The 19,191-nt window shown below is 42.7% G+C and carries 13 protein-coding genes and 2 pseudogenes; 10 read left to right on the top strand and 5 right to left on the bottom strand.

The features are described from left to right. Window positions 1-17 precede the first annotated feature (17 nt). A complete protein-coding gene (gene metK, locus AACW06_RS06165) occupies window positions 18-1,172 on the bottom strand; it encodes a methionine adenosyltransferase (RefSeq protein WP_171981359.1) in 1,155 nt (384 codons plus the stop codon). 335 nt (window positions 1,173-1,507) lie between these two features. Here metK and tkt point away from each other — a divergent pair, with 335 nt between their 5' ends. The 5 genes from tkt (at window position 1,508) to mscS (ending at window position 8,455) form a co-directional block, all read left to right on the top strand. Continuing rightward, entirely contained in the window at window positions 1,508-3,520 is a 2,013-nt protein-coding gene (gene tkt / locus AACW06_RS06160; RefSeq protein ID WP_192074434.1) for a transketolase, read from the top strand. A 195-nt stretch (window positions 3,521-3,715) separates the two neighbouring features. Continuing rightward, window positions 3,716-4,756, top strand: a complete 1,041-nt coding sequence (gene epd / locus AACW06_RS06155) for an erythrose-4-phosphate dehydrogenase (protein WP_192074433.1) — start codon at window positions 3,716-3,718, stop codon at window positions 4,754-4,756. A gap of 148 nt (window positions 4,757-4,904) precedes the next feature. Then, the gene (locus AACW06_RS06150; protein ID WP_192074432.1) at window positions 4,905-6,068 is read left to right on the top strand and encodes a phosphoglycerate kinase; all 1,164 of its coding nucleotides are present in this window, start codon (window positions 4,905-4,907) and stop codon (window positions 6,066-6,068) included. 155 nt (window positions 6,069-6,223) lie between these two features. Further along, window positions 6,224-7,300, top strand: a complete 1,077-nt coding sequence (gene fbaA / locus AACW06_RS06145; protein WP_192074431.1) for a class II fructose-bisphosphate aldolase — start codon at window positions 6,224-6,226, stop codon at window positions 7,298-7,300. Window positions 7,301-7,591: 291 nt separating this feature from the next. Further along, window positions 7,592-8,455, top strand: a complete 864-nt coding sequence (gene mscS, locus AACW06_RS06140; RefSeq protein ID WP_192074430.1) for a small-conductance mechanosensitive channel MscS — start codon at window positions 7,592-7,594, stop codon at window positions 8,453-8,455. Window positions 8,456-8,542: 87 nt separating this feature from the next. On the opposite strand, the gene AACW06_RS06135 is transcribed toward mscS, so the two are convergent. Further along, on the bottom strand, window positions 8,543-9,025 hold the full coding sequence (locus tag AACW06_RS06135; protein ID WP_192074429.1) for a YbaK/EbsC family protein: 483 nt from the start codon (window positions 9,023-9,025) through the stop codon (window positions 8,543-8,545). Between the two features lie 9 nt (window positions 9,026-9,034). Further along, window positions 9,035-9,667 carry a LysE family transporter gene (locus tag AACW06_RS06130; RefSeq protein WP_192074428.1) on the bottom strand — a complete coding sequence of 211 codons (633 nt, stop codon included), beginning with the start codon at window positions 9,665-9,667 and terminating at the stop codon, window positions 9,035-9,037. Between the two features lie 126 nt (window positions 9,668-9,793). Between AACW06_RS06130 and AACW06_RS06125 the strand changes: the two genes are divergently transcribed. Together AACW06_RS06125 and AACW06_RS06120 are read left to right on the top strand one after the other, a co-directional pair. Next, entirely contained in the window at window positions 9,794-10,690 is an 897-nt protein-coding gene (locus AACW06_RS06125; RefSeq protein ID WP_192074427.1) for a LysR family transcriptional regulator ArgP, read from the top strand. A 94-nt stretch (window positions 10,691-10,784) separates the two neighbouring features. Beyond that, window positions 10,785-11,477, top strand: coding sequence for an oxidative stress defense protein (locus AACW06_RS06120; RefSeq protein WP_192074426.1), 693 nt, complete (start codon window positions 10,785-10,787; stop codon window positions 11,475-11,477). Between the two features lie 647 nt (window positions 11,478-12,124). Here the strand turns inward: AACW06_RS06120 and pykF are convergent. Then, entirely contained in the window at window positions 12,125-13,537 is a 1,413-nt protein-coding gene (pykF, locus tag AACW06_RS06115) for a pyruvate kinase PykF (protein ID WP_192074425.1), read from the bottom strand. A gap of 427 nt (window positions 13,538-13,964) precedes the next feature. Here pykF and AACW06_RS06110 point away from each other — a divergent pair, with 427 nt between their 5' ends. Next, on the top strand, window positions 13,965-14,726 hold the full coding sequence (locus AACW06_RS06110) for a DeoR/GlpR family DNA-binding transcription regulator (RefSeq protein ID WP_192074424.1): 762 nt from the start codon (window positions 13,965-13,967) through the stop codon (window positions 14,724-14,726). Between the two features lie 81 nt (window positions 14,727-14,807). After that, window positions 14,808-16,640: a glutamine--fructose-6-phosphate transaminase (isomerizing) gene (gene glmS / locus AACW06_RS06105; RefSeq protein WP_192074423.1), complete on the top strand. Its 1,833-nt coding sequence runs from the start codon at window positions 14,808-14,810 to the stop codon at window positions 16,638-16,640. Window positions 16,641-16,943: 303 nt separating this feature from the next. On the opposite strand, the pseudogene AACW06_RS06100 reads toward glmS, so the two are convergent. Then, window positions 16,944-18,086 (bottom strand): annotated as a pseudogene (locus AACW06_RS06100) (IS3 family transposase). A gap of 262 nt (window positions 18,087-18,348) precedes the next feature. On the opposite strand from AACW06_RS06100, the pseudogene AACW06_RS06095 reads away from it, so the two are divergent. Further along, window positions 18,349-19,191: pseudogene (locus AACW06_RS06095) on the top strand (Ig-like domain-containing protein); the annotation flags it as partial.

The raw sequence follows: 19,191 nt of genomic DNA, 5'->3' as shown, positions 1-19,191 counted from the left end.
ATCTACAATGCAGTTGCTTATTTCAAGCCAGCGAATTCACGAAGAATAGCGGCTTTATCTGTTGCTTCCCAAGGGAATTCTTCTCGACCAAAGTGGCCGTAAGCGGCAGTTTTCTTGTAGATTGGTTGTAGTAGGTTCAACATTTCTTGTAGGCCGTATGGGCGTAGGTCGAAGTGTTGACGTACTGCTTCGATAATGATCTCTTCTGAGACTTTTTCGGTACCAAATGTTTCAACCATGATAGATGTTGGATCAGCAACACCAATTGCATAAGAAAGTTGAATTTCACAACGGTCAGCAAGGCCTGCAGCGACGATGTTTTTCGCTACATAACGTGCTGCGTATGCTGCACTACGGTCTACTTTTGATGGATCTTTACCAGAGAATGCACCACCACCGTGACGCGCTGCGCCGCCGTAGGTGTCAACAATGATCTTACGACCAGTCAAACCACAGTCACCCATTGGACCACCGATAACAAAACGGCCGGTTGGGTTAATAAAGAATTTGGTTTCTTTGCTGATCCACTCTGCTGGCAATACTGGTTTGATGATCTCTTCCATTACCGCTTCGCGTAGGTCTGGTGTAGAGATAGAATCACAGTGTTGAGTTGAAAGAACGACTGCATCAATACCAACGATTTTGCCTTGGTCATATTGGAAAGTAACCTGAGATTTTGCATCAGGGCGCAACCAAGGAAGAGTACCGTTTTTACGAACTTCTGCTTGTCTTTGTACCAGACGATGAGAGTAGGTAATCGGTGCTGGCATTAGGATTTCTGTTTCGTTAGTTGCGTAACCAAACATGATACCTTGGTCACCAGCGCCTTGCTCTTTAGGATCGGCTTTATCAACACCTTGGTTGATGTCTGGAGACTGCTTACCGATAGTATTCAATACGGCGCATGAGTTTGCATCGAAACCCATGTCTGAGTGCACATAACCGATTTCACGTACTGTTTGACGAGTTAATTCTTCAATATCAACCCATGCTGAAGTGGTCACTTCGCCACCAACCATCACCATGCCTGTTTTCACGTAAGTTTCACAAGCAACACGAGCTTTTGGATCTTGTTCTAAGATGGCGTCAAGGACAGCGTCAGAGATTTGGTCTGCAATTTTATCTGGATGACCTTCTGATACGGATTCAGAAGTAAACAGGTGCTTAGCCATGAGAGCTCCAATTTAAGTAGTTGGTCGGTGGTAAGTCGCTAGCAACTTACCACCTCAATTCATTAATTTATGTAGGTGTTTCTACATCTAGACGTCTATTCTAGTTTTGAATACTCGAATTACAAGTAATTTTTTTCTGTTCCGAAAGCCAAACGATTGCTTAAGTTTGCTCAAATTTTTTTTGAATTTGGGTTAATATCCTAAAAATAAGCCACAAACAGCCGGATTTCCTCAGTAAAACGTTTGCAGTGATAAAAGTGCTTTGAGAGAATAGCCGCGCTGTTTTCAGCCCAATTTCGTTACTTTGAATTCGCTTAATGCACTCAGGAGCAGACATGTCTTCCCGTAACCTTCTTTCTAATAAAGAACTAGCCAATGCAATCCGCGCTCTTAGCATGGATGGTGTTCAACAAGCCAACTCTGGTCACCCAGGCGCACCGATGGGGATGGCTGATATCGCTGAAGTACTTTGGCGTTCTCACCTAAATCACAACCCACAAAACCCACAATGGGCAGACCGCGACCGTTTCGTTCTTTCCAATGGCCATGGCTCAATGTTGATTTACTCTTTGCTGCATCTAAGCGGTTACGAGTTATCGATTGATGATCTGAAAAACTTCCGTCAACTGCATTCAAAAACCCCTGGTCACCCAGAATATGGTTATGCACCGGGTGTTGAAACGACTACAGGTCCACTAGGCCAGGGTATTACCAACGCGGTTGGTATGGCGATGGCAGAGAAAGCGCTAGCTGCACAATTTAATAAAGAAGGCCACGACATCGTTGACCACTTCACTTATGTATTCATGGGTGATGGCTGCTTGATGGAAGGTATTTCCCATGAAGCTTGTTCTTTAGCGGGTACGTTAGGTCTTGGCAAGCTGGTTGCTTTCTGGGATGACAACGGCATTTCTATTGATGGTCATGTTGAAGGTTGGTTCTCTGACGATACACCTAAACGTTTTGAAGCGTATGGTTGGCACGTTATTCCTGCGGTTGATGGTCACGATGCTGAAGCTATTAATGCGGCAATTGAAGCGGCGAAGGCTGAAACTGGTCGCCCAACTTTGATTTGTACTAAAACGATTATCGGTTTTGGTTCGCCAAATAAAGCGGGTTCACATGATTGTCATGGCGCGCCTCTTGGTGCGGAAGAAATTAAAGCGGCTCGTGAATTCCTAGGTTGGGAACACGGACCGTTTGAAATTCCTGCTGATATTTATGCACAATGGGATGCAAAAGAAGCAGGTCAAGCAAAAGAATCCGCTTGGAACGACAAATTTAAAGCATACGCTGCGGCATATCCAGCGGAAGCGGCAGAACTGAAACGTCGTTTAAATGGTGAATTACCAGCGCAGTGGGAAGAAAAAGCCAGCGCAATTATTGCCGACTTGCAAGCTAACCCTGCCAATATTGCATCACGTAAAGCGTCACAAAATGCGCTTGAAGCCTTTGGTGCAATGCTACCAGAATTTATGGGCGGCTCTGCTGACTTAGCACCTTCTAACCTTACTATGTGGTCTGGTTCTAAATCACTGACTGCGGAAGATTTTTCAGGTAACTACATTCACTACGGTGTGCGTGAATTTGGCATGACTGCCATCATGAACGGTATTGCGCTTCATGGCGGTTTCGTTCCTTACGGCGCGACGTTCCTAATGTTTATGGAATACGCACGTAATGCAATGCGCATGGCCGCTCTGATGAAAATTCAGAACATCCAAGTGTACACACACGACTCTATCGGCTTGGGTGAAGACGGCCCTACCCACCAACCGGTTGAGCAAATTGCTTCACTGCGTTTAACACCAAACATGAGCACATGGCGTCCATGTGACCAGGTGGAATCAGCGGTAGCTTGGAAACTGGCGATTGAGCGTAAAGATGGCCCATCTGCGCTTATCTTCTCTCGTCAAAATCTAGCACAGCAAGAGCGTACTGCTGAGCAAGTGGCTAACATTGCGAAGGGGGGGTACATCCTGAAAGACAGCGATGGTAAGCCTGAGCTAATCCTAATTGCGACAGGTTCAGAAGTTGAGCTAGCAGTGAAAGCCGCAGAGCAACTAACCGCAGAAGGTAAGAAAGTACGCGTTGTGTCGATGCCTGCTACTGATGCATTTGACAAGCAAGATGCCGCTTACCGCGAAGCAGTATTACCAGCAGACGTGACTAAACGTATCGCGATTGAAGCAGGTATTGCGGATTTCTGGTACAAGTACGTTGGCTTTGGCGGCAAGATCATCGGTATGACCACCTTTGGTGAGTCAGCGCCTGCTGATCAGTTGTTCGAAATGTTTGGTTTCACCACTGAAAACGTAGTGAAAACAGCAAATGAGCTGCTTGCTTAATTTACGTTAGACATACAAAAAATATAGAGCCCCGCTTGTCATGAGCGGGGCTTTTTTGATTTGCTCGACGTATCAATACTGCGAGTGAGAATTAACGCGTTCAGGGAAATTCTATTTAACGTTTTATTAGGGTGTTGCTCTTAGCTGCTATCGGTTACTATTTATGCCACTTAAAAAAGTTAAGATGATAGAAGAATGCTTAAAGTCGCAATCAATGGTTTTGGGCGTATCGGACGCAATGTATTACGTGCGATATATGAAAGTGGAAAGAATGAGCACATTAAAGTGGTTGCCGTGAACGAGTTGGCGCAGCCTGATGCGATGGCTCACCTTCTGCAATACGATACAAGTCATGGTCGATTTGGAAAAAAAATCAGCCATGATCAAGAGCACATCTATATCCACCATGACACTTTGTCGCAAGTAAAGGGAAAATACGACTCGATTCGGATATTGCATCTTAGCGAAATTAAATTGTTGCCTTGGCGCGATTTAGAGGTCGATATTGTTTTGGATTGTACGGGTGTGTATGGTTCTAAGGCTGATGGTCTAGAGCATATTGAAGCCGGTGCAAAGAAAGTGTTGTTTTCTCACCCGGGGGCGAATGATCTGGATAATACCATCATCTACGGTGTAAACCATGAAACACTTCGCGCGGAACACCGCATAGTCTCTAACGGTTCCTGCACCACCAATTGTATTGTTCCTATTATCAAAGTGCTTGATGAAGCGTTTGGTATCGATTCGGGAACCATCACCACTATTCACTCTTCAATGAATGATCAACAAGTGATCGATGCTTACCACACAGACTTGCGTCGTACTCGTTCTGCCAGCCAATCTATCATCCCGGTTGACACCAAGTTGCATAAGGGGATTGAAAGGATCTTTCCGAAATTTTCTAACAAATTCGAAGCCATATCAGTGCGTGTACCGACAGTAAATGTGACGGCTATGGATTTAAGTGTCACAATTAATACAAATGTGAAAGTTAATGACGTAAATCAAACCATAGTTAATGCATCTCAGTGTACATTACAGGGCATTGTTGACTATACTGAAGCGCCGCTTGTTTCCATCGATTTCAACCATGATCCCCATAGTGCGATTGTTGATGGTTCACAAACAAGAGTGAGTAATGGGCAGTTAGTAAAAATGCTCGTTTGGTGTGATAACGAATGGGGCTTTGCGAATCGTATGCTGGATACGGCGCTCGCAATGCAAGCATCCGAGTAGTAGCAGGATGATGGAGAATTATTTATTTTTATCCTTGAAATAAATAATGATAATCTCCATATCAATAACCAGTTTGAAGAATTAATAGGCTCGGCAAGGTTGCCGGGTTTCCAAAAACTTTATTTATTAATATTTGAGAGGACAAACCATGTCTGTAATCAAGATGACCGACCTGGACCTAGCAGGTAAACGCGTATTTATCCGTGCTGACCTAAACGTACCAGTGAAAGATGGCAAAGTAACTTCTGATGCACGTATTCTTGCATCTCTACCAACAATTCAGCACTGTCTAGCGGCTGGCGCTAAAGTAATGGTTACTTCTCACCTAGGTCGTCCAACCGAAGGCGAATACGCGGAAGAGTTCTCTCTACTACCAGTTGTAAACTACCTAAACGACGCGCTAGATTGTGAAGTTAAATTAGCAAAAGATTACCTAGATGGCCTAGAGCTGAACGCAGGTGAGCTTGTTGTTCTAGAAAATGTTCGCTTTAACAAAGGCGAGAAAAAGAACGAAGAAGAGCTTTCTAAGAAATACGCTGCACTGTGTGACATCTTCGTCATGGATGCATTCGGTACGGCTCACCGCGCACAAGCGTCAACTCACGGTGTTGGTATGAACGCGCCTACCGCGTGTGCTGGTCCTCTACTTGCAGCTGAGCTAGAAGCGCTAGGCAAAGCAATGGATAACCCAGAACGCCCATTGGTTGCTATTGTTGGTGGTTCGAAAGTTTCAACGAAACTGACAGTTCTTGAGTCGCTATCTAAAATTGCAGACCAATTGGTTGTTGGCGGTGGCATTGCGAACACGTTTATCGCAGCATCTGGCCATAATGTTGGTAAGTCTTTGTACGAAGCTGACCTATTAGAAACTGCTAAAAAACTAATGAAAGAGTGTTCTATTCCAGTAGCCACTGATGTTGCATGTGCTAAAGCATTTGACGAAAACGCAGAAGCTGAAATCAAAAGTGTTGCTGACGTTCAAGATGACGACATGATTTTCGACCTAGGCCCTGATTCAACGGCTCAACTTGCTGAAATCATTGCTAACGCAAAAACGATTCTTTGGAACGGCCCTGTAGGCGTATTTGAATTCAAAAACTTTGAAGCGGGTACGGCTGGTATTTCTAAAGCAATCGCTGAATCTGCAGGTTTCTCTGTAGCTGGTGGTGGTGACACACTAGCGGCTATCGACAAGTTCGGTATCAAAGCTGATGTTTCTTACATCTCTACTGGTGGCGGTGCTTTCCTTGAGTTTGTTGAAGGTAAAGTGTTACCAGCGGTTGAAATGCTAGAAGCGCGCGCTAAAGCATAATCATAAATGAAAGCGGGGGGATTACTCCCGCTTTCTTGTTTGCTGCATAGGCGTTTTTATTCTGCTAGAATAGCGTCAGTTGTGAGCAAACGTTTGCAAGAATTTAAACTTAACTGTTTTATTTTTAAAACGACAGAATAAATAGGATCAAATCCATGTCTAAGATCTTCGATTTTGTAAAACCAGGTGTGATTTCTGGCGATGACGTACAGAAAGTATTTGAAGTAGCAAAAGAAAATAACTTTGCACTTCCAGCAGTAAACGTAGTAAATACTGATTCAATCAATGCGGTACTTGAAGCAGCAGCGAAAGTAAAAGCTCCAGTAGTTATTCAGTTCTCTAACGGTGGCGCAGCTTTCTTTGCTGGTAAAGGCGTTAAACTTGAAGGTCAAGGCGCTCAAGTTCTTGGTGCTGTTGTTGGCGCGAAATACGTTCACGCAGTAGCGGAAACTTACGGTGTACCCGTTATTCTGCACACTGACCACGCGGCGAAGAAACTACTTCCTTGGATCGACGGTCTACTAGATGCGGGTGAAGAGTTCTTTGCTCAAACTGGTAAGCCTCTATTCACTTCTCACATGCTAGACCTTTCTGAAGAGTCTCTAGAAGAGAACGTTGAAACTTGTGCGAAATACCTAGAGCGTATGGCTAAAATGGGTATGACTATCGAGATCGAGCTAGGTTGTACTGGTGGTGAAGAAGACGGCGTTGATAACTCTGACATGGACGCATCTGAGCTTTACACTTCTCCTGAAGACGTTGCATACGCTTACGAAAAATTGAGTGCAGTTAGCCCACGTTTCACTATTGCGGCTTCTTTCGGTAACGTGCACGGTGTTTACCAAGCTGGTAACGTTGTACTGACTCCAACTATCCTACGTGATTCTCAAGCATACTGTGCAGAGAAGTTTGGTATTGCGCCTAACGCTCTAAACTTCGTATTCCACGGCGGTTCTGGTTCTTCTGAAGCTGAAATCAAAGAATCAATCAGCTACGGTGTTATCAAAATGAACATCGATACTGATACACAGTGGGCGACTTGGGATGGTATCCGTAAGTACGAAGCAGAAAACCACGATTACCTACAAGGTCAAATTGGTAACCCTACTGGTGAATCTGCTCCGAACAAGAAATACTACGATCCACGCGTATGGCTACGTGCTGGTCAAGCTTCAATGGTTGCTCGCTTAGAGAAAGCATTCGCTGACCTTAACGCGATTGACGTACTATAATTCATTAAATTGAATACAATCTTAGCCCGCTCATTGAGCGGGTTTTTTATTGTCAAAATTCAGTCTAAGTACTGGCGAATAGTGAGAACATTGCTTAATCTGTAACAAGCTGATATCAAGTTTTAGGGTAAGTTTCTGTTTTGTCAGTCTTATCATTAAACTGGCTTTGTAAAATTCTCAAAGTAAGATATTGTGCCAAAAAAATGACATTTCGAGTGAATTGAAGTATTCACCTTGGATGTTTAGCTATAACAGCAAAATTATGATGATTTTATTTAGAGGATACAGAATATGGCTAGTGAATCTATGGGGGTTGAAGTCCCATTGGTCGATGGTTTAGCGCAAGCGAATACTTGGCTAATGGATAACTCAGATCTTTTGGTGCAATACGGTGTTAATATTATCTCTGCGGTACTGATCCTGTTCATCGGTAATATTGTGGTTAAAGCCGTGGCGGGTAGTGTCACGAAGGTTTTGAAAAAGAAAGAAATGGATAACGTGGTTGTTGAATTTATCCATGGTTTAGTTCGTTACTTATTGTTTGTAATTGTACTGATTGCAGCTTTAGGGCGCGTAGGCGTTGAGACTGCTTCAGTGGTTGCCGTTATCGGTGCGGCAGGTTTGGCTATTGGTTTAGCGTTGCAAGGTTCACTTTCTAACTTTGCAGCTGGTGTGTTGATTGTTGCATTCCGTCCATTTAAATCTGGTGATTATGTTGAAATCAGCGGTGTGGCAGGTTCTGTTGAAGCTATTCAAATTTTCCAAACCATTCTAAAAACACCAGATAACAAAATGATTGTTGTTCCTAACTCTAGCGTTATTGGTGGAGCCATTACTAACTATTCACGTCATGCAACTCGCCGTGTTGATATGGTGATCGGTGTTTCTTACAAAGCTGATCTACAAAAAACTAAGCAAGTGTTACGTGCAACGTTGGAAAAAGATCCGCGTATCTTAAAAGATCCAGACATGACGATTGGTGTACTGGCGCTAGCTGATTCTTCTGTAAACTTTGTAGTACGTCCGTGGGTAAAAACTGAAGATTACTGGGGGGTATACTTTGATTCAATGCAAGCTATTAAAGAAGCACTGGATGCCAATGGTATCGAGATCCCATTCCCACAAATGGATGTGCATTTAAACAAACTAGATTGATTCGGTTTGTAAGAATCCATTTTATTTAGATAAAGAAAAAGGCGTGAAATGAGTTATCATTTCACGCCTTTACTGTCATTAGCTTATCTATAAGGTATGGATTGTGTTTGGAAGTAGTGACAGCAATCGGTCTAAATCTTGCCCAGTAATACCGAATGTATATTTTGGATCGCCCGGCGTATACAGAAGCTCTTGATGCTGAAATAAAGTGCGATCAACAACCATAATAATGTGGGGCGGAAGTCCAAATGGGCAAACGGCACCTGGTACACAACCTAATTGTTCAATCATCTCTTCATCGCTACAAATAGAAGGACGTTTACCTAGCAACGCTTTAAGTTGCTTGCTGTCTAAGCGTTTGTCTTTCTCTGTCAAGTAGAGTACAAAGTCGCCATTTTTAATTTTTAGAAATAGACTTTTACTGTGTGTGCCGATCCAATCCAATTGCTTCGCTATTTTTTCATCGGTCGCAAAATCTAGGATCGGTTCATGTCGCCATTGGTTAAAGGTGATTCCTGCCTGTGCTAATAAATCGAGATTTGCTTTAAATATGGCTTCTAGCCGAGTCATGTTTTACTCCTAAGAGGAATAGCTAAGAGCTAGTTCTTTGGTCAGCATAAAGGCAATGGCAAACATCATCACCGCTACCGCTATATCGATACCTTTTTTTACTTTTGGCTTGGAAAGCGTTGGCCCTAATTTTGCCGCACCGATGGACAATGAATAGAACCAAACAAACGATGCCATCATAGTGCCTATGGCAAATAAAATCCGGTCATTGCCTTCAAATTGACCGCCAATCGACCCTAATATGACGACAGTATCTAAATACAAATGTGGGTTCAATACGGTGACGGCCAATGCACCTAGAATGACGGTTCGCTTGCCACGAGCAATCACTTCACTGTTTGATTCCTGATTTTTCTGTGGGTTAAAAGCACTTCTTAAAGAAAGAAAACCGTAAAATGAGAGAAATGCGATTCCACCTAATGTCACTGCGGTGAGTAGTGACTCATTTTGCGACAAAATCGCACCACCGCCAAATACGCCCAGAGCTATAAATAGCACATCTAAAAGACTACAGATGGTTGCGGTCGTTAAGTGGTGATTACGCTTAATACCTTGGTTGAGTACATACGCATTTTGTGCGCCGATAGGAATGATCATCGTCGCGCCTAAGCCAAACCCTTGTAGCAAAATCCAAAAATTCACATCCATCCTCATATTGTGAATAAAAAGTATGCGTGCAAGATAGCGGCAGTTTTAAAATAAGTATAATTAATGATTTTAATAATATATAAGGAAGTCTAATGAGGTTTAAACATAAGGAAATAATTCATGAGAGGATTGGATTATAAATGGATCGAAGCACTGGACGCGGTATTAAAACAAGGCAGCTTTGAACGAGCTGCAGAAAATCTCTATATTTCTCAATCAGCTATTTCCCAGCGAATCAAGCAGCTTGAAAAGTTTGTTGCTCAACCGGTTTTAATTCGTGAACAGCCACCAAGGCCGACAATGATTGGTAAAAAACTACTAGGGCTCTATCGACGTGTTCTATTGTTAGAAAATGATCTCGTTCCTGAATTAATGAATGAAGAGTGTGCGCGTCCCACTTCGATTTCAATAGCGACTAATGCTGATAGTCTAGCGACGTGGCTGCTTCCTGCATTATCAAATATCATGAAAACTCGGCAAGTTGAGTTAAATTTAGCGATTTTTGGTGAGTCTCGAACCATTGATAAACTGAAAAGTGGTGAGGTTGCAGGAGCAATTAGCTTAGAGTCCCAACCCATTGCTGGCTGTAGTGCTGATTACCTTGGAAGAATGGATTATGTCTGTGTGGCCAATCCTGACTTTTATCAACGTTACTTCTCACAAGGCGTTAATTTTAATACCTTAAAAAAAGCGCCTGCTGTTTCCTATGATCAATATGACGATTTACATAAGAAATTTTTACATGATCACTTTAACGTTCCAAGAGATTCTGTTATCAATCATACGGTTGGAAGTTCTGAAGCTTTTGTAAAACTTGCGGTATCAGGTGCCGCCTATTGTTTGATCCCTCGTTTACAGATAGAAAAAGAGCTCGCTAAAGGGGCTCTCATCGATATCACTCCTGGTTTTATTTTGACCAACCGAATTTATTGGCATCATTGGCAATTAGAAACCGGCATATTGCAGGCGATCTCACAAGCGATCCTTGAATATGCTCGAACTGCCTTACCTCAATGATCAACGTCAGAGTTGTGTGATTTCGCTTTGCTGCTATTTGATTACTGCTGACATCGCCTATTATGTAATCATGTAATTGAATTAGGGTAGAGACATGAAATTGATAACAAGTGTTGCCGTATTAAGTGGATTGATGAGTTTTGGTTCGTGGGCGCAAGATATGAGCTTTCCTCACCTTTCCACTACTGGCTATGGTGAAGTGATTGCTGTACCAGACATGGCTGAATTCTCTGTAAAGGTCGTCGAGTCGACACTTACAGCGGAACAGGCTAAAGCAACGGTCGATAAGGTTGTTGAGTCGTTTGTAGCCCGCTTGAAAGAGTCTGGTGTTACTTCAATGCAGATTTCTAGCTCTAACCTCTACCTCGCACCGCAATACCATTATCCCAAATCTGGCAAACCAGAGTTAATCGGTTACCAAGCAACTCGTAATGTGACAGTGGAAGTTTCTGATCTCAGTAAATTAAACCAATATTTAGATGTTGCACTGGGTGAAGGAATCAACCAAGTTGATAAGATTCAACTTAAAGTTCGTGAACAAGAAAAATACCAACAACAAGCACGATTAGCAGCGATTAAAGATGCCAATGCAAAAGCTCGTTCGTTGGCTGAGGGGTTTGAATTGAAGTTGGGTGAGGTATGGAAAATTGATTACAACACTCCTAGCACCCAGCCGATCATGATGAGAGCAATGGCTATGGATGCTAACTCTGAGTCTAATGGTTACCAAGATTCAACGTTGACTATTCGAGATAGGGTCAATGTTGTGTATAAAATAGAGGACTGAAAAATACAGATGATACTGTTTTTGTATCTTTATTGTTGAGGTCTATAGTGTTTAAAATCGTTTAGTGGCGGCTGTAGGGGTAGACTAAAGTCTAACTCCACGGCCGCGATTTTATAGACTTAAACCAAGGCAGCAAACGTTCTTACACAAATGTGCCGATATGCTTCGATATGAGTCAAAAACTTTGGGCGTAATCGTATCTTTGTGCCGCAGTAGTGATGGTATTGCGTGGTATTACGTTTTCCTCTCATCAAGACTAAAGTCTAATATCATTTTTCACTTGAGCTAAACTGAATAATAAGTAAACTGTTTATTTTTTAATCACCAGTTTGCCCTGTTCTAAGCAGGAAGTTAGCTTTTTATTCATTTATTGAGTTAAAAGATAAGGAAATCATACGCTTCGGGCACGAGAGGCATAGTATGTATAATTATTTTCTAGTGAGATTGACCATCGGTTGTTTGGTCGTATTGGGAATAAAGCTTAGTGCGCTTTATTTTCTACCTATGGTGTTATTACTTAACACTCATCACAAAGAGTTTTTTGGTTGGTAAATGCAAATACATTGGTGAACAGCCTACATAATCCAAACCGCAGAAACAAAAAATCGGGGCAAGCCCCGATTTTTTTGTTTTTACTCGACGTTCGATTATAGAACGTGAACAGATGCAGTGTTTGTAGTACCTGAAGCAACAAGAGCACCAGAAACCATAACCACGATATCACCTTTTTTGCCTAGACCAGAAGTTAGAGCAATTTCTTTACCATTGATGTAGAAAGCGTCAGTGTTTTCGATGCTATCAACAACAACAGGAGTAACACCTTTAGTCAGCACTAGCTGAGCAGCTGTTTTCGCGTTAGTTGTTACTGCGATGATGTTCGCTGTTGGGAAGTATTTACGTACTGAACGTGCAGATTTACCCGCTTCAGTTGCAACAACGATAAGTGGTGCAGCTAGCTTCTCAGCTGTATCTACAGCGCCTTTACATACCGCTTCTGTGATACGTAGACGAGGGCTGTCTAGACGTGAACCTAGTTCTGCTTTCAGAGCTCTGTCGGTACGAGCACAGATTTGCGCCATAATAGTTACAGCTTCAACTGGGTATTTACCTTTAGCAGTTTCACCAGAAAGCATTACTGCATCGGTACCATCCATTACAGCGTTCGCAACGTCACCAGCTTCTGCGCGAGTTGGACGTGGGTTCTTGATCATAGAATCAAGCATTTGAGTTGCAGTAATAACGACTTTACGTGCGCGGTTACATTTTTCGATCATCATTTTCTGAGCGAAGATAACTTCTTCAGCTGGGATCTCTACACCTAGGTCGCCACGTGCAACCATAATGCCGTCAGAAAGCTCAAGAATTTCGTCAAAGTTATCAACGCCTTCTTGGTTTTCAATTTTAGAGATGATTTGGATGCTAGCGCCGCCGTTTGCTGTTAGCAGTTCGCGAATTTCACGTACATCGTCAGCTTTACGAATGAAAGAAGCAGCAACAAAGTCAACGCCTTGCTCACAACCAAATTTAAGGTCTGCTTTATCTTTTTCAGATAGTGCTGGTAGGTTTACTGAAACATTAGGTAAGTTAACACCTTTGTTTTCGCCTAGTGCACCATTGTTTAGAACTTTACACTTAACTTCAGTAGCTGTAGTCGCGATAACTTCCATTTCGATTAGGCCGTCATCAACAAGGATAGTATTGCCTACAGTTAGGTCGTTCGCAAAACCTGCGTAAGTAACAGCTACAGTGTTTTTGTTACCAACAACGCTAGTGTCAGTAGTAAATATAAACTCTTGACCAGCAACTAGATCAACGTCATCGCCGTTTTCTAGTTTGATAGTACGGATTTCAGGGCCTTTAGTATCCAAAAGGATAGCTAAAGTCTTACCAGTATTTTCCATTACTTTGCGGAAGTTCGCGATACGAGTACCGTGCTCAACGAAGTCACCGTGAGAGAAATTTAAACGCATAACGTTCATGCCAGCGTTTACTAGTTCAGTTAATTTCTCTACAGATTCAGTTTTAGGGCCAATCGTACATACGATTTTGGTCTTTTTCATGGAAGGTTCTCTCCGGTAAATTTTATTACAATTTGAAAGTTAGTTTTGTGCTCTCAAGTCATCACAAGTGGCAATCTATTCTTATCTATTACCCTACATCAATTTCAGTGATTTTGTGACCAAAGAGCTGAAAGTCTTTCAACAGTTTAGTCATTTTATGACCAGCTGTTGCGGATTTTGTGTCGTAATTCTGCTACTTATTTAGCCTAAACCCAGTAAGTTGCAAAAAAATAACGGTCAATTCTGTAATTTTTTTTCTTTTCGGCGCGAATTCTACCACCTAATGAGTTCAATATCACTGTCTAAGAATTGTCTTAGGACAAGGTTTTAGTATGAATTATTAATTTTTTTGTTCGAAATAAATAGACAGTAAAGTTTCGTTTCGAGTATTATTTGTTTCGGTTCGTAACGTTAAAAGTAAACAAGCATGTCGAAACGAAATACACAGCTTAGAAGACACACCATCGCTAACTTAGTGAATGAACAAGGTGAAGTTAGCGTTGAGGCTCTATCCGGTCAGTTTGAAACCTCAGAGGTGACGATTAGAAAGGATTTGGCTTCTCTTGAAAAAAATGGTCAGTTACTGCGTCGCTATGGCGGTGCCATCGCTTTACCTAAAGAAGTGGTGAGTGATGAATTTAGCTCTAAAGTTTCGAACCGAAAGTTAAAGCTAGCAAGAGTCGCTGCAAAGCTGATCCGTGACCATAACCGCATCGTGATCGATTGTGGTAGCACTACTGCGGCATTAATTCAGCAGTTGAATGAAAAACGTGGTCTGGTAGTGATGACCAACTCATTAAATGTGGCGAATGCTCTAAACGAATTAGAAAGTGAACCTACACTATTAATGACTGGCGGGACTTGGGATGCTCATTCCGAATCCTTTCAAGGAAAGGTCGCCGAATCAGTCTTGCGCTCTTACGATTTTGATCAACTCTTTATTGGTGCCGATGGTATCGACCTGGATCGCGGCACCACCACATTCAATGAATTAGTGGGTCTGAGCAAAGTGATGGCTGAAGTTTCCCGAGAAGTGATTGTCATGATTGAATCTGACAAGGTTGGACGCAAAATTCCTAATCTAGAGCTGGCATGGGAACACATCAACGTTTTGGTTACTGATAATGAACTGAGCGACGAAAAGGCTGCGCTAATTGAATCTCATCAAGTTCGAGTTATTCGCGCTTAACAACGTATTAAACGTCCCTAAGTAAAGCCTTTCGCTGCGGATTTAGGGATGAAACATAAATCTAAAATGGAGTGAAACCTTATGTGTGGAATCGTCGGAGCAGTAGCACAACGAGATGTGGCAGAAATTCTAGTTGAAGGACTGCGTCGTTTAGAATACCGAGGCTATGACTCTGCTGGTGTTGCTGTTGTTGATAGTGAAAGCAACCTCACTCGCGTACGTCGTTTAGGCAAAGTTCAAGAACTTGCTGATGCCGTTGAAAAACAAAACGCTGTTGGTGGTACTGGTATTGCACATACTCGTTGGGCGACACACGGTGAACCTTCTGAGGCTAACGCCCATCCACACATGTCGGGCGACATCGCTGTTGTGCATAACGGCATTATTGAAAACTATGAACAATTACGTGAAATGTTACGTGACCGTGGCTACGTATTCGAATCTCAAACTGATACAGAAGTCATTGCACACCTAGTGGAGTGGGAGCTTCGTAGTTCTTCTTCTTTGCGTGAAGCGCTGCAAAAAACGGCTAAGCAACTAAGTGGTGCTTATGGTACGGTCGTGGTTGATCGTAAAGATCCAAGCCGTATTGTTGTCGCGCGTTCAGGTAGCCCTATTGTAATTGGTTTAGGGGTTGGTGAAAACTTCTTAGCTTCTGATCAATTGGCGCTTTTAAGCGTAACTCGTCGCTTTATATACCTTGAAGAAGGTGATGTTGCTGAAATCACTCGTCGTGAAGTCGCTATTTTTGATACCAATGGCAACCGAATAGAGCGTGAAGAAACACAGTCTAATGCTGAACATGACGCTGGTGATAAAGGCAAATATCGTCACTTCATGCAAAAAGAGATCTTTGAGCAACCAACAGCGTTGATCAATACGATGGAAGGGCGCATTTCAGCTGATTCTGTTATTACTAACGCCATTGGTGTCAATGCTGAAGAAATTCTCAACAAAGTGGAACACGTGCAGATCATCGCGTGTGGGACATCTTATAACTCTGGCATGGTGGCTCGTTATTGGTTTGAATCACTTGCTGGCGTAAGTTGTGATGTTGAGATTGCATCAGAGTTCCGTTACCGTAAGTTTGTTACTCGTCCAAACAGTTTGTTAATTACCCTTTCTCAATCTGGTGAAACGGCCGATACTCTGGCTGCATTGCGTCTAGCGAAAGAAAAAGGTTACATGGCAGCCATGACAGTCTGTAACGTCGCGGGTTCATCTTTGGTTCGTGAGTCTGATTTTGCCTTCATGACTCGTGCTGGCACCGAGATCGGTGTTGCATCAACCAAAGCCTTTACTACCCAATTAGCCGCTTTATTAATGATGGTTACCGCACTTGGCAAACAAAAAGGTGTGATTGGCCGTGAAAAAGAAGCAGAGATAGTAGAAGCATTGCATGCATTGCCAGCTCAAATTGAACAAGCCTTGTCATTTGATAAAGAAATTGAAGCGTTAGCGACAGATTTTGCTGACAAGCACCACACGCTATTCTTGGGTCGCGGTGAATTCTACCCGATTGCGATGGAAGCTTCGTTAAAACTGAAAGAGATTTCGTATATTCACGCAGAAGCCTATGCGGCCGGTGAATTGAAACATGGCCCGTTAGCATTAATTGACGCAGACATGCCAGTAGTCGTTGTTGCACCGAATAATGAACTGCTTGAAAAACTAAAATCAAACGTGGAAGAAGTTCGCGCTCGTGGTGGCTTGTTGTATGTCTTTGCTGACGAAAAAGCAGGCTTTGAAGGTGATGAAAACATGAAAATCATCACCATGCCGCATGTCAGTGATATCACAGCACCTATCTATTACACCATTCCAATGCAGCTACTTTCCTATTACGTTGCATTGATCAAAGGGACCGACGTAGACCAACCACGTAACCTAGCGAAAGCGGTAACGGTTGAGTAATACTATGCATGAATAAAAATGGGCTGTCGGAAGACAATAAAGATTGTAACTAAACAATAAAGTTTGAAACTGAAACATTAAAGTTGAAAACTTTTCAAACCCGGTTAGACCGATTAAAAGTTGACCGGGTTTTTGTGATGGCAAAATCAAAGTATGTTTTAACTGAAAAGCAAATCAGCAATCGGATTAAAGAAGGCCGAGGCTCAGGAAAGCTGTCTAGCTATAAACAGTGGTTGTATGTCAATGAGGTTCCTTCAGAGGGCCGTTCTCAGAGTGTAATGATCCAGCTTTTTTGGAGAGTTTTTAAGCCACTTTTTGTATTTGTTGGTATTTTTCATTTGGCGTCAAATAATCAATCCCACTATGACTTCGTTTATAGTTGTAAAAACGAATGTAGCTCTCTACCTCCATTACGATTGACTGATGATTGATAAAGCTTAATTCGTTTAAACGCTCTGATTTTAAAGAACGAAAAAAACGTTCCATCACGGCAATGTCCCTTCCTACTCATACTTTGTTTTAGATTATGAGCTGCGATTAAGTATCGGGAGTATTTTGAGCAATATTGGCTACCTCTATCACTATGAATAACCACTTCTTCAGGTATGCCTCTGCGGAACAATGCCATCGATAGCGCATCACAGACCAGAGTTGCGGTCATTCTGGTACTCATTGACCAACCAACAACTTGCCGTGAGTACAAGCCGATAACAACGGCTAAATAGATCCAGCCTTCGCTTGTCGCTAGATAAGTGATATCTCCAGCCCATTTTGGGTTTGGTGCTGTCGCATTAAAGTTTTGCTCAAGCAAGTTCGGGGCTACAGGAAGTCTATGCTTACTGTCTGTCGTACATTTGAACTTACGAGCCGCCTTCGCAACCAATCCCTGACGCTTCATGCTCGCGGCGACAGTTCTTACATCGTGTTTATTACCATTTTTTTCAAGTTCTTTTTGAATACGCCTTGCACCATCGCGCTCCTTTTTATCAGCAAAAACTTCTCGAACCTTACCATCAAGCTGCTTGCGGTGCTCGTTGCATTGAGTGACTTTATGGCGATTATTAATCCAATAATAAAACCCACTTCGAGAAACCCCAAATACTGTTGCCATACGGACAATCCTATATTGCATCAGGTGTTCGAGCATAAACTCATAGCAATCTACTTTAGATTTTTCGCGAAGTAGGTGGCGGCCTTTTTTACGATATCTAGCTCTTCAGCTTGCTCAGCCAATAATCGTTTGAGTTTGGCATTTTCAATGGCGAGTTCTCTTTCTCTATCGCTGATTTTTGCATCTTTTTTGACGGCGTTACGCCACCCATAAATTTGAGATTCATACAACGATAGCTATCGTGCGGCAACAGCGACACCGACTTTCTCTGCTAACTTAAGCGCTTCGGCTTTAAATTCAGGAGCATGTTTGATTCGTGTTTTCTTAGTTGTCATTGTTCGCCTCGTTAGTGATTGTACTCACTTAACTCAGTGTCCAAAACTTCTGGTGCGGATCAAGCGTTCTCAATCACCGAAATAAGCACCTAACGTAAACTTAATAAAATTGTTGGGGTTGTTGTGATTTTGAGCTAATGTTGTATGAGGGATAGTAGAAGTTTGTTTTGCTGACTTTGAATCAAAAGATATTGTGGAGAGATGGTGCGCTCAAAGCATCTTGAGCTCTCGTTTAAATAAATTTTATTTACAAGGATTTAAGATGAATTTTGTAGTGTCAATTAGTGAGAGCGGTGTGGTAACGGAAGGTTTATCACCAAGGGAAGACGGTACTGTTTATCTTGTTTTTGATGAATCAGGGACTTTGGTGGCTTCTGCGGTGTATGAATTGTCTAGTGACCTAGATTCTTTAGATGATTATGTTTCTCTCGTTCAAAAAAAGTCTATCGAGCAACTAATTGAAGATGGACTAGATCCCACGTTGTTTGAAGAGTTAGCGCCAGCAGCTGGTGGAACTGTAAGCTCCTCTATTGCTGAAGTGTTTACGTTGGATTTTGGTGATGTTGAGTTTCCAGATATTTCAACTTTTTTTGAAACAAGCCCACTTTTAATCTCTCCTAATGTCGAAAGAATAGATGATTTATTTTTGACAGACACTAGTATCCCTAGCGACACCGCGCCAATCTTGACCATAGCCGATGCTGCGGACGGCAGCGTCAGCGTAGCCGAAAACAGTGACGGCCTTGAAACCGTAGTGACCATTCCTGAAGGTGTCGAAGTGGGTGATACGGTGACGTTAACCATCACCAACCCAGATGGTAGCACCACGGAACAAACCTACACCGTGACGCAAACGGACGTCGATACTGGCAGTGCGAGCATCACCATTCCAAGCTTGACGGACGAGGGTACTTATAGTGTTACCAGCAGTATCAGTGATGCAGCGGGCAACACCACAGCTGAAAGCACGCCAGTGACGTTCGATTTAGACACCACCGTACCGGGTGATACCGACGGCGACGGTACGAGTGACACCGCGCCAACCGTTACCATAGCCGATGCGGCGGACGGCAGCGTCAATGTGGCCGAAAACAGTGACGGCCTT

The sequence above is a fragment of the Vibrio sp. S12_S33 genome, from assembly GCF_963889785.1.
Classification (GTDB): Bacteria; Pseudomonadota; Gammaproteobacteria; order Enterobacterales; family Vibrionaceae; genus Vibrio; species Vibrio aestuarianus.
The sequence above is the reverse complement of the archived record's forward strand: the minus strand, read 5'-3'. Positions and strand labels throughout refer to the sequence as shown.

Bases quoted from the DNA above. Each gene is read 5' to 3' on its own strand.
- metK (WP_171981359.1), bottom strand. From the start codon at position 1,172: ATGGCTAAGCACCTGTTTACTTCTGAATCCGTATCAGAAGGTCATCCA.
- tkt (WP_192074434.1), top strand. From the start codon at position 1,508: ATGTCTTCCCGTAACCTTCTTTCTAATAAAGAACTAGCCAATGCAATC.
- epd (WP_192074433.1), top strand. From the start codon at position 3,716: ATGCTTAAAGTCGCAATCAATGGTTTTGGGCGTATCGGACGCAATGTA.
- AACW06_RS06150 (WP_192074432.1), top strand. From the start codon at position 4,905: ATGTCTGTAATCAAGATGACCGACCTGGACCTAGCAGGTAAACGCGTA.
- fbaA (WP_192074431.1), top strand. From the start codon at position 6,224: ATGTCTAAGATCTTCGATTTTGTAAAACCAGGTGTGATTTCTGGCGAT.
- mscS (WP_192074430.1), top strand. From the start codon at position 7,592: ATGGCTAGTGAATCTATGGGGGTTGAAGTCCCATTGGTCGATGGTTTA.
- AACW06_RS06135 (WP_192074429.1), bottom strand. From the start codon at position 9,025: ATGACTCGGCTAGAAGCCATATTTAAAGCAAATCTCGATTTATTAGCA.
- AACW06_RS06125 (WP_192074427.1), top strand. From the start codon at position 9,794: ATGAGAGGATTGGATTATAAATGGATCGAAGCACTGGACGCGGTATTA.
- AACW06_RS06120 (WP_192074426.1), top strand. From the start codon at position 10,785: ATGAAATTGATAACAAGTGTTGCCGTATTAAGTGGATTGATGAGTTTT.
- pykF (WP_192074425.1), bottom strand. From the start codon at position 13,537: ATGAAAAAGACCAAAATCGTATGTACGATTGGCCCTAAAACTGAATCT.
- AACW06_RS06110 (WP_192074424.1), top strand. From the start codon at position 13,965: ATGTCGAAACGAAATACACAGCTTAGAAGACACACCATCGCTAACTTA.
- glmS (WP_192074423.1), top strand. From the start codon at position 14,808: ATGTGTGGAATCGTCGGAGCAGTAGCACAACGAGATGTGGCAGAAATT.